The following is a 9,275-nucleotide window of genomic DNA, read 5'->3' on the forward strand; positions in this document are numbered from 1 at the left end:
AATGTCTCGTGTTGCAAAAGCACCTGTTAATATTCCTGCCGGTGTCGAGGTTAAACTTGACGGTCAGCTATTAACAGTAAAAGGTAAAAATGGCGAGTTATCTCGCACAATTCATAATTCGGTTGAAGTTAAACAGGATAATGGTCAACTAACTTTCTCTCCACGTGAAGGTTTTGTTGAGGCTAATGCTCAATCAGGTACAGCCCGTGCATTGGTTAATGCAATGGTTATCGGTGTTACTGAAGGCTTCACGAAGAAATTAGTATTGGTGGGTGTTGGTTATAGAGTACAACTTAAAGGTAATGTTGTTGCATTAAGCTTAGGTTACTCTCACCCGGTAGAGCACACTTTGCCAGCAGGTATTACTGCTGAATGTCCTTCTCAAACAGAAATCGTGTTGAAAGGGGCAGACAAGCAGTTAATTGGTCAAGTTGCAGCAGATATTCGTGCTTATCGCCGTCCTGAACCTTATAAAGGTAAAGGGGTACGTTACTCTGATGAGGTAGTGCGTATCAAAGAGGCTAAGAAGAAATAATTAAGGTAACACTATGGATAAGAAATCAGCTCGTATCCGTCGTGCAGCTCGTGCACGTCATATGATGAGAGAGCAAGGTGTAACCCGTTTGGTTATCCACCGCACTCCGCGTCATATCTACGCACAAGTCATTGCACCAAACGGTTCAGAAGTGCTTGCCGCTGCTTCAACTGTTGAGAAAGCAATTCGTGAGCAAGTAAAATATACCGGTAACAAAGATGCTGCTGCTGTAGTTGGCAAAGCTGTTGCAGAGCGTGCATTAGCAAAAGGCGTTCAAGCTGTTGCTTTTGATCGTTCCGGTTTTAAATATCATGGTCGTGTCCAAACTTTAGCGGATGCTGCTCGTGAAGCTGGTCTACAGTTCTAATGAGGTAAATTGAGATGTCAAACATCGAAAAACAAGCTGGTGAACTGCAAGAGAAGCTAATCGCAGTAAACCGTGTATCAAAAACTGTAAAGGGTGGTCGTATTATGAGCTTTACTGCATTAACTGTAGTAGGCGATGGTAACGGTCGTGTTGGTTTTGGTTATGGTAAAGCACGCGAAGTTCCGGCAGCGATCCAAAAAGCGATGGAAAAAGCACGTCGCAATATGGTTAATGTCACTTTAAATGAAGGTACTTTACAACATCCTGTTAAAGGTGTTCATACTGGTTCACGGGTGTTTATGCAACCGGCTAGTGAAGGTACCGGTATCATTGCGGGTGGTGCAATGCGTGCAGTGCTAGAAGTTGCGGGTGTTCGCAATGTGCTTTCTAAAGCGTATGGCTCAACCAACCCAATCAATGTTGTTCGTGCAACAATTGATGCATTAGCAAATATGAAATCACCGGAAATGGTTGCTGCGAAACGTGGTAAAACCGTTGATGAGATTTTGGGGTAATGAATAATGGCTAAAACTATTAAAGTAACACAAGTTCGTAGCTCAATTGCACGTTTGCCAAAGCATAAAGCTACCTTGCGTGGTCTCGGTCTTCGCCATATGCACCATACTGTTGAGTTAATTGATACACCTGCAGTGCGTGGTATGATTAACCAAGTTTCATACATGGTTAAAGTGGAGGACTAAGGGATGCGTTTAAATACTCTATCTCCGGCTGAAGGTGCAAAGCACAGCGCTAAACGCCTTGGTCGTGGTATCGGTTCAGGTTTAGGCAAAACAGGCGGACGCGGTCACAAGGGGCAAAAATCCCGTACCGGTGGCGGGGTTCGTCGCGGTTTTGAAGGTGGTCAAATGCCACTATACCGTCGTTTACCAAAATTTGGTTTTACTTCAATGAAAGCTGCGGTGACTGCAGAAGTTCGTTTGAATGAATTAACCAAAGTAGAGGGTAATGTTGTAACTTTAGAAACGTTAAAGGCTGCAAATGTTTTAACTAAAGATATTCAATTTGCTAAAGTTATTTTAGCAGGTGAAGTAAAATCGGCAGTGACAGTTCGCGGTTTGCGAGTGACTAAAGGAGCAAAAGCAGCAATTGAAGCTGCTGGCGGTTCAATTGAGGAATAATTAGCAAATGGCTAAACAACCAGGTTATCAAACCAGAAGTACTAGTAGTGGTAAAAGTGAGTTAAGAAGTCGCTTACTTTTTGTTTTAGGTGCACTTATCGTTTACCGTATTGGTTCATTTATTCCGGTTCCTGGTATTGATGCAGCCGTGCTCGCTCAATTAGTTGAACAACAAAAAGGTACCATCATTGATATGTTTAATATGTTCTCTGGTGGTGCTTTGAGCCGAGCTTCTATTCTCGCGTTAGGTATTATGCCGTATATTTCGGCTTCTATCGTGATTCAATTGTTAGCAACAGTATCTCCGGCTTTAGCCGAATTAAAGAAAGAAGGTGCAGCAGGTCAGAGAAAAATTACCAAGTATACACGTTATGCAACGGTGGTTTTTGCAACAATTCAAGCTGTAGCAATTTCTACAGGTCTACCAAATATGTTACCCGGATTAGTTCCTAATATAGGATTTGGTTTCTATTTTACTTCTGTAGTGAGTTTAGTTACCGGAACCGTATTTTTAATGTGGTTAGGTGAGCAAATTACAGAAAGAGGAATTGGTAATGGGATTTCGATTTTGGTTTTTGGTGGTATCGTAGCCGGTTTACCTTCAGCTATTCTGCAAACAATTGAGCAGGCTCGTCAAGGACAAATGCACCCGTTAGTGCTTTTACTAATTGCAGCAATTGTTTTCGCGGTAACTTATTTTGTTGTTTTCGTAGAAAGAGGACAGCGTAGAATTCGCATTGAATATGCTAAACGTCAACAAGGGCGTCAGATTTTAGGTGGTCATTCAACACACCTCCCATTGAAAGTTAATATGGCAAATGTCATGCCGGCAATTTTTGCATCAAGTATCATTTTATTTCCGGCTACATTGACACAATGGTTTGGTCAAAATGATAAATTTGAATGGTTGAATAATTTATCGATGCTGTTAAACCCAGGTCAGCCTTTATATTTGCTCGTTTATGCAATTGCAATTATTTTCTTCAGCTTCTTCTATACGGGGATGCAATATAATCCGCGTGATACAGCAGATAATTTAAAGAAATCTGGTGCATTTATTCCAGGAATTAGACCAGGTGAACAGACATCTCGTTACATTGACAAAGTCATGACGCGTTTAACACTAATTGGCGGTCTTTATGTAACATTTGTGTGTTTAGTTCCCTATGTTATGACATCGGCTTGGGATGTTAAGTTCTACTTTGGTGGAACATCATTATTAATCGTTGTCGTTGTAATTATGGATTTCATCGTGCAAGTTCAGAGTCACTTAATGTCGTCTCAATATGAATCTGCGTTGAAAAAAGCAAACCTTAAAGGTTTCGGGCAATAATTGTCCAATTAACATAAAAGGATAAGCAATGAAAGTTCGTGCTTCCGTAAAGAAAATGTGTCGTAACTGTAAAATTGTTAAACGTGAAGGAGTTGTACGCGTATTGTGTAGCGATCCTAAACATAAACAACGTCAGGGTTAATAGATAATTTTCTTGCAAAGAACCGGTTGAGCAGTTATACTGCTCAGCTCATTTACATCCTTGGTATTCTGTTTGAGTATCCTGAAAACGGGCTTTTCATGATCAGAATACCAATTAATTTTAGAAATAGGAGTGCATAGTGGCCCGTATTGCAGGCATTAACATTCCTGATCATAAACACGCTGTAATCGCTTTAACTGCAATTTACGGTATCGGTAAAACCCGTTCAAAAGCTATTTGTGCCGCTGCGGGTATTGCTGAAGATGTTAAGATCAGAGAATTGTCTGAAGAGCAGATTGACAAACTGCGTGACGAAGTTGGTAAATTTACCGTTGAAGGTGATTTACGTCGTGAAGTAACACTAAACATCAAACGTCTTCTAGACTTAGGTTGTTACCGTGGTTTACGTCATCGTCGTAGTTTACCGGTACGTGGTCAACGTACTAAAACGAATGCGCGCACCCGTAAGGGTCCTCGTAAGCCGATCAAAAAGTAGTCGGGGTAGATAATGGCTAAAACACCAGTTCGTACACGTAAACGTGTAAAAAAACAAGTTGTAGATGGCGTAGCGCATATTCACGCATCTTTCAATAATACAATCGTTACTATTACTGACCGTCAAGGCAACGCTTTAGCATGGGCAACTGCTGGCGGCTCAGGTTTCCGTGGTTCTCGTAAATCTACTCCGTTTGCTGCTCAAGTTGCAGCAGAACGTTGTGCTGAAATCGTTAAAGAATTCGGCTTAAAGAACTTGGAAGTTATGGTTAAAGGTCCGGGTCCAGGTCGTGAATCAACAATCCGTGCATTAAATGCTGCGGGTTTCCGTATCACGAACATTACTGATGTGACTCCGATTCCTCATAACGGTTGTCGTCCACCGAAAAAACGTCGTGTTTAATAAAATGGCGTAGCAGGATAATTGGAGAAAGAAAATGGCAAGATATTTGGGTCCTAAACTCAAGCTCAGCCGTCGTGAAGGCACTGATTTATTCCTCAAATCAGGCGTGCGTGCGATTGATTCAAAATGTAAAATTGATACGGCACCGGGTCAACATGGTGCTCGTAAACCGCGTTTGTCTGACTATGGTAGTCAGTTGCGTGAAAAGCAAAAAGTTCGCCGTATTTATGGCATCTTAGAACGTCAATTCCGTAACTACTACAAAGAAGCAAACCGTTTAAAAGGTAACACCGGTGAAAACTTATTAGTGTTACTGGAAGGTAGATTGGATAACGTTGTTTATCGCATGGGATTTGCTGCAACGCGCGCTGAGGCTCGTCAATTAGTGAGCCATAAGGCGATTGTTGTAAATGGTCGTGTTGTGAATATTCCATCTTTCCAAGTTTCAGTTAATGATGTTGTTGCTGTTCGTGAAAAATCTAAAAAACAAGCTCGTATTAAAGCATCATTAGAATTGGCAGAACAAAGAGAAAAACCAACTTGGTTGGAAGTTGATGTTGCTAAAATGGAAGGGGTATTTAAACGTATTCCTGAGCGTTCCGATTTATCAGCAGATATTAACGAACATCTGATCGTTGAGCTTTACTCTAAATAATAGTTAAGCTTAAAAGCAAAGAGAGGATAAAATGCAGGGTTCTGTTACAGAATTTTTGAAACCACACTTAGTTGATATTGAGCAAATTAGCACAACACATGCTAAAGTGGTCCTTGAACCATTAGAACGAGGTTTTGGTCATACGCTAGGAAATGCATTACGTCGTATCCTTCTGTCTTCAATGCCAGGTTGTGCTGTCACAGAGGTAGAGATTGACGGTGTACTACATGAATATAGCAGTAAGGAAGGCGTTCAAGAGGATATTCTTGAGGTGCTTTTAAACCTTAAAGGTCTAGGGGTTAAAGTACAGAATAAAGATGATGTTATTCTGACACTAAATAAATCTGGAATTGGCCCTGTTGTTGCAGCAGATATTACCCATGATGGTGATGTTGAAATTGTAAATCCGGACCATGTTATTTGCCATTTGACGGATGAAAACGCATCAATTAGTATGCGGATTCGTGTCCAACGTGGTAGAGGGTATGTGCCGGCTTCAGCGAGAGCTCAAACGGATGAGCGTCCAATTGGTCGTTTACTTGTTGATGCTTGTTATAGTCCGGTTGATCGCATTTCTTATAATGTGGAAGCCGCCCGTGTAGAACAACGTACAGACTTAGATAAATTAGTCATTGAGTTGGAAACAAACGGTACATTAGATCCTGAAGAAGCAATTCGTCGTGCTGCAACGATCTTAGCAGAGCAACTTGATGCATTCGTTGATTTACGTGATATTCGTCAACCTGAAGTTAAGGAAGAAAAACCGGAATTTGATCCGATTTTATTACGTCCTGTTGATGATTTAGAGTTGACAGTTCGTTCTGCTAATTGTTTGAAAGCAGAAACAATTCACTATATCGGTGACTTAGTACAACGTACAGAAGTTGAATTATTAAAAACACCTAATCTTGGTAAGAAATCGCTTACTGAAATTAAGGATGTATTGGCTTCACGTGGCTTGTCACTTGGTATGCGCCTTGAAAATTGGCCACCGGCAAGTATTGCTGAAGATTAATTTGTGGTCATAGGTTAAGATTTTTCTGAGAAGGATAATATCATGCGCCATCGTAAGAGTGGTCGTCAACTAAACCGTAATAGCAGTCATCGCCAAGCGATGTTTCGTAACTTAGCAAGTGCTTTAATTAGTCATGAAATTATTAAGACTACTTTGCCTAAAGCTAAAGAATTACGTCGTGTAGTTGAGCCGTTAATTACATTAGCAAAAGAAGATAGCGTTGCAAACCGTCGTTTAGCATTCGCTCGTACCCGTAACATTGAAACTGTTGCGAAATTATTCAATGAATTAGCCCCACGTTTTGCTAAACGTCCGGGCGGTTATACCCGCATTTTAAAATGTGGTTTCCGTGCCGGTGATAACGCACCAATGGCTTACATTGAATTAGTTGACCGTCCGGAAGTTGCAGAAACCTCAGCGGAATAATACTTAAAAGAATAAAAAAGCTCGCAGTCTGCGGGCTTTTTTATTGTTATTTTATAGCTATTGAAATCCATCAAATTATTGAGCCTTAGAAATTTTTTTAATTTTGACCGCTCTTTTTCCCCAAGCTGTCATTCCAATTTGTCTTCTTTTGCAGTTACACCAAAAAATCGCTTATATTCTCGTGAAAACTGTGAAATGCTTTCATAACCGACTAAATTTGCAGCTTCGGTCACAGAACATTTTTCTTGCAAAATGAGCATTCTGGCTTGCTGTAAACGGATTTGTTTTTGATATTGTATCGGGCTAATACCTGCAATCGTGCGGAAATGTTGGCGAAATGAGGATTTACTCATCATTGCCCGTTTTGCAAGGTTGGCGAGCGTATTTTTTGCTTGGGGATTTTGCTTTATCCACGTCATCATTTCGATAATTTTATGACTTGTTGTTCCATCTTTTAATAATGCCATTAATTTCGGGTGGGTATGGAAAATTCTTAAAGCAATTTCCTGTTTGATCAGAGTTGCAAGAGGTTGAATCAGCTCCATTTCTTGTAATGTATCGACAAGTCTCAGCAAGTTTTCAAGCAATTTTTTATTTGCATCAAAGAGACTAAAAATACGGTTTGGGGATGTTTTTGGCATTTTGTTATTCACTAATTCCAGTTCACAAGCGAGACGGGATAGCTGATTGAAATCAAATTCTAATGCAATTCCTAGAAAAGGTTTATCTGCGGAACATTCCGGTACATAGGATAGTCCGGATAGATTTGCACCAATGAATAAAACCTGCCCGGTTTCATAACTAATATACTGATTGCTAAGGGTGATTTCTTTTCGTCCTTGTAAGGCAACCACAATGCCAAGAGGTTGTACACAAGGCAAAGAATAATTTGGATTATCATGACGATAAAAACTTAGCCCTTCAACAGCCGTATAAACCCGTCCCTCTTTAGGGATATAGGGCAAAATTTTGTCAATGAGTTGCCGGTAAAGTGAGGTCAAATCTTCAGAGATTTTTATTGTTGTCATTTTGGCAATTTTTGAAAAATCAGAGATAAAAAATTTTAGCAGAATTTCCAATATAAGTTTTGTATGTCGGCAAAATCTATCAAAAAAGGCAATGAAAATGTCATTTTAGGCAAGTGAATGCGCATACTTTCTATTATAATGCGCCCGATTTATTCATTTGTAATGATACTGACAATTAGGAGTTTTAATCATGACTGAATTAAGCAAACAGCCTGTGCGTGATTTCGCAGAACATAACGCTTACTTTCCCTCAGAATATTCATTATCACAATACACAAGCCCGAAAACGGATTTTGATGGTGTGAAGTTTGAAACGGCTTACACGGGTGATAAAAAAGTGTTAATGATTGCTACTGATGAGCGTTATTTGCAAATGCAAAACGGTAAATGATTTTCCACGGGAAATCATCCGGTAGAAACTTTGTTGCCGATGCTTCATATTCATAAGGCGGGATTTGAAATTGATGTCGCAACGCTTTCAGGTAACCATGCTAAATTTGAAATGTGGGCAATGCCTGCAGAAGATAAAGCAGTAGCGGAAATCTATAATGAATATTTGCCAAAATTAGAGAAACCGGCAAAATTAGCGGATATTATTGATGAGGTGACGGCGGAACACTCTCCGTACGTTGCGGTGTTAATTCCGGGTGGGCACGGTGCGTTCAACAAAATTCCTGAAAGCCGTGAAGTGAAACGGGTTTTAGATTGGGCGATGGCAAATAATAAATTCATTATCACCCTTTGCCACGGGCCGGCAGCATTAGCGGCAGCGGCAATTGATAAAGCCGAAAGCGACTTCCCGTTCAAAGGCTATGAGCTTTGTGTTTTCCCGGACGCGTTGGATGAAGGGGCGAATATTGATATCGGTTATATGCCGGGGAAATTGCCTTGGTTGCTGGCTGCTCGATTAGAACAACTAGGGATGAAAGTGATGAACCAAGGTATTAGCGGTCAAGTTCACAAAGATCGTAATTTACTTACGGGGGACAGCCCGCTTGCCGGTAACAAACTGGGTATTTTAGCCGCAGAAGAATTGTTAAAATCCGTCGGATTAAAATAAATTGATTTTTTCAAATGCCGTTGCTCTCAGCGGCATTTTTGTTTTTCGCAAGAATTATTTTAAAGCTAAAGTAAATATTGCGCGGTATGCTGGAAAACTCACCTTAAAATAACCGCACTTTCTTTTTTCTTATCATAAGTGATTGAGTTTTATGACTAAAATGCAACGAATTAATATGAAAACCGTAGGTAGCCCAAGCGTTTTGTTTATTGAAAATGCGGCCATTCCTGAGCCTAAATCGGATGAATTGCTTATCAAGGTTGCCTTTGCCGGTGTGAATCGTCCGGATATTCTGCAACGCCAAGGACTGTACCCGATGCCAAAAGGTGTCACGCCGATAATGGGGTTAGAATTATCGGGCGAGGTAGTCAAAGTGGGGGCTACCGTTAAAAACTTTAAGATAGGTGATCCCGTTTGTGCATTAACGGATGGGGGGGCTTATGCGGAATATTGCGTAGTGAAAGCCGGTCAAACTTTACCGATTCCGTCAGGTTATACGCTGCAAGAGGCGGCAATGTTGCCTGAAACTTTTTTCACTGTGTGGGTAAATCTTTTTATGTACAACCAAATGAAGGTGGAAGAAAGTCTATTGGTTCATGGCGGAAGTAGTGGTATTGGAATCAGCGCTTTGACAATTGCTAAAAGTTTGGGCATTAAAACTTTGGGGCTGACGTAGA

16 protein-coding genes are annotated in these 9,275 nt (G+C 40.6%); 15 read left to right on the top strand and 1 reads right to left on the bottom strand.

What is annotated here, in order from left to right; all coding sequences use genetic code 11:
- Position 1 precedes the first annotated feature (1 nt).
- The 12 genes from rplF to rplQ all read left to right on the top strand — a co-directional run bounded on the left by rplF (position 2) and on the right by rplQ (position 6,510).
- Positions 2–535 carry a 50S ribosomal protein L6 gene (gene rplF / locus BKK52_RS05130; protein ID WP_077421661.1) on the top strand — a complete coding sequence of 178 codons (534 nt, stop codon included), beginning with the start codon at positions 2–4 and terminating at the stop codon, positions 533–535.
- Positions 536–548: 13 nt separating this feature from the next.
- The gene (gene rplR / locus BKK52_RS05135) at positions 549–902 is read left to right on the top strand and encodes a 50S ribosomal protein L18 (RefSeq protein WP_077421662.1); all 354 of its coding nucleotides are present in this window, start codon (positions 549–551) and stop codon (positions 900–902) included.
- A gap of 14 nt (positions 903–916) precedes the next feature.
- Positions 917–1,417 (top strand): 30S ribosomal protein S5, encoded by a 501-nt coding sequence (gene rpsE, locus BKK52_RS05140; RefSeq protein ID WP_077421663.1) that lies wholly within the window; start codon positions 917–919, stop codon positions 1,415–1,417.
- Between the two features lie 6 nt (positions 1,418–1,423).
- A complete protein-coding gene (gene rpmD, locus BKK52_RS05145; RefSeq protein ID WP_077421664.1) occupies positions 1,424–1,603 on the top strand; it encodes a 50S ribosomal protein L30 in 180 nt (59 codons plus the stop codon).
- Between the two features lie 3 nt (positions 1,604–1,606).
- Positions 1,607–2,041 carry a 50S ribosomal protein L15 gene (gene rplO / locus BKK52_RS05150; protein ID WP_077421665.1) on the top strand — a complete coding sequence of 145 codons (435 nt, stop codon included), beginning with the start codon at positions 1,607–1,609 and terminating at the stop codon, positions 2,039–2,041.
- Between the two features lie 7 nt (positions 2,042–2,048).
- Positions 2,049–3,374 (top strand): preprotein translocase subunit SecY, encoded by a 1,326-nt coding sequence (gene secY / locus BKK52_RS05155; protein WP_077421666.1) that lies wholly within the window; start codon positions 2,049–2,051, stop codon positions 3,372–3,374.
- Positions 3,375–3,402: 28 nt separating this feature from the next.
- Entirely contained in the window at positions 3,403–3,516 is a 114-nt protein-coding gene (gene rpmJ, locus BKK52_RS05160; protein ID WP_005625868.1) for a 50S ribosomal protein L36, read from the top strand.
- A 139-nt stretch (positions 3,517–3,655) separates the two neighbouring features.
- Positions 3,656–4,012 carry a 30S ribosomal protein S13 gene (gene rpsM, locus BKK52_RS05165; RefSeq protein WP_005625867.1) on the top strand — a complete coding sequence of 119 codons (357 nt, stop codon included), beginning with the start codon at positions 3,656–3,658 and terminating at the stop codon, positions 4,010–4,012.
- Between the two features lie 12 nt (positions 4,013–4,024).
- The gene (gene rpsK / locus BKK52_RS05170; RefSeq protein ID WP_077415376.1) at positions 4,025–4,414 is read left to right on the top strand and encodes a 30S ribosomal protein S11; all 390 of its coding nucleotides are present in this window, start codon (positions 4,025–4,027) and stop codon (positions 4,412–4,414) included.
- Positions 4,415–4,448: 34 nt separating this feature from the next.
- Positions 4,449–5,069, top strand: coding sequence for a 30S ribosomal protein S4 (gene rpsD / locus BKK52_RS05175; protein ID WP_077474464.1), 621 nt, complete (start codon positions 4,449–4,451; stop codon positions 5,067–5,069).
- 31 nt (positions 5,070–5,100) lie between these two features.
- On the top strand, positions 5,101–6,084 hold the full coding sequence (locus tag BKK52_RS05180) for a DNA-directed RNA polymerase subunit alpha (RefSeq protein WP_077478128.1): 984 nt from the start codon (positions 5,101–5,103) through the stop codon (positions 6,082–6,084).
- A 42-nt stretch (positions 6,085–6,126) separates the two neighbouring features.
- Positions 6,127–6,510: a 50S ribosomal protein L17 gene (gene rplQ / locus BKK52_RS05185; RefSeq protein WP_077421669.1), complete on the top strand. Its 384-nt coding sequence runs from the start codon at positions 6,127–6,129 to the stop codon at positions 6,508–6,510.
- A 128-nt stretch (positions 6,511–6,638) separates the two neighbouring features.
- Here rplQ and BKK52_RS05190 read toward each other — a convergent pair whose 3' ends face one another.
- The gene (locus BKK52_RS05190; protein WP_143531388.1) at positions 6,639–7,538 is read right to left on the bottom strand and encodes an AraC family transcriptional regulator; all 900 of its coding nucleotides are present in this window, start codon (positions 7,536–7,538) and stop codon (positions 6,639–6,641) included.
- A 190-nt stretch (positions 7,539–7,728) separates the two neighbouring features.
- Between BKK52_RS05190 and BKK52_RS13835 the strand changes: the two genes are divergently transcribed.
- The 3 genes from BKK52_RS13835 to BKK52_RS05200 all read left to right on the top strand — a co-directional run bounded on the left by BKK52_RS13835 (position 7,729) and on the right by BKK52_RS05200 (position 9,274).
- The gene (locus BKK52_RS13835; protein ID WP_244160217.1) at positions 7,729–7,929 is read left to right on the top strand and encodes a type 1 glutamine amidotransferase family protein; all 201 of its coding nucleotides are present in this window, start codon (positions 7,729–7,731) and stop codon (positions 7,927–7,929) included.
- A 33-nt stretch (positions 7,930–7,962) separates the two neighbouring features.
- Complete coding sequence (locus tag BKK52_RS05195) at positions 7,963–8,598, top strand: DJ-1/PfpI family protein (RefSeq protein WP_279626512.1); 636 nt, start codon at positions 7,963–7,965, stop codon at positions 8,596–8,598.
- Between the two features lie 151 nt (positions 8,599–8,749).
- Positions 8,750–9,274, top strand: coding sequence for an alcohol dehydrogenase catalytic domain-containing protein (locus BKK52_RS05200; protein ID WP_244160219.1), 525 nt, complete (start codon positions 8,750–8,752; stop codon positions 9,272–9,274).
- Position 9,275: the final 1 nt, after the last annotated feature.

Source organism: Rodentibacter trehalosifermentans, assembly GCF_002000545.1.
GTDB lineage: Bacteria > Pseudomonadota > Gammaproteobacteria > Enterobacterales > Pasteurellaceae > Rodentibacter > Rodentibacter trehalosifermentans.

Coding starts and splice junctions, on each gene's coding strand:
- BKK52_RS05190 (WP_143531388.1), bottom strand. CDS start 7,538: ATGACAACAATAAAAATCTCTGAAGATTTGACCTCACTTTACCGGCAA.
- rplO (WP_077421665.1), top strand. CDS start 1,607: ATGCGTTTAAATACTCTATCTCCGGCTGAAGGTGCAAAGCACAGCGCT.
- BKK52_RS05200 (WP_244160219.1), top strand. CDS start 8,750: ATGACTAAAATGCAACGAATTAATATGAAAACCGTAGGTAGCCCAAGC.
- secY (WP_077421666.1), top strand. CDS start 2,049: ATGGCTAAACAACCAGGTTATCAAACCAGAAGTACTAGTAGTGGTAAA.
- rplF (WP_077421661.1), top strand. CDS start 2: ATGTCTCGTGTTGCAAAAGCACCTGTTAATATTCCTGCCGGTGTCGAG.
- rpmD (WP_077421664.1), top strand. CDS start 1,424: ATGGCTAAAACTATTAAAGTAACACAAGTTCGTAGCTCAATTGCACGT.
- rpsD (WP_077474464.1), top strand. CDS start 4,449: ATGGCAAGATATTTGGGTCCTAAACTCAAGCTCAGCCGTCGTGAAGGC.
- rpsK (WP_077415376.1), top strand. CDS start 4,025: ATGGCTAAAACACCAGTTCGTACACGTAAACGTGTAAAAAAACAAGTT.
- BKK52_RS05180 (WP_077478128.1), top strand. CDS start 5,101: ATGCAGGGTTCTGTTACAGAATTTTTGAAACCACACTTAGTTGATATT.
- BKK52_RS13835 (WP_244160217.1), top strand. CDS start 7,729: ATGACTGAATTAAGCAAACAGCCTGTGCGTGATTTCGCAGAACATAAC.
- rplQ (WP_077421669.1), top strand. CDS start 6,127: ATGCGCCATCGTAAGAGTGGTCGTCAACTAAACCGTAATAGCAGTCAT.
- rpsE (WP_077421663.1), top strand. CDS start 917: ATGTCAAACATCGAAAAACAAGCTGGTGAACTGCAAGAGAAGCTAATC.
- rplR (WP_077421662.1), top strand. CDS start 549: ATGGATAAGAAATCAGCTCGTATCCGTCGTGCAGCTCGTGCACGTCAT.
- rpmJ (WP_005625868.1), top strand. CDS start 3,403: ATGAAAGTTCGTGCTTCCGTAAAGAAAATGTGTCGTAACTGTAAAATT.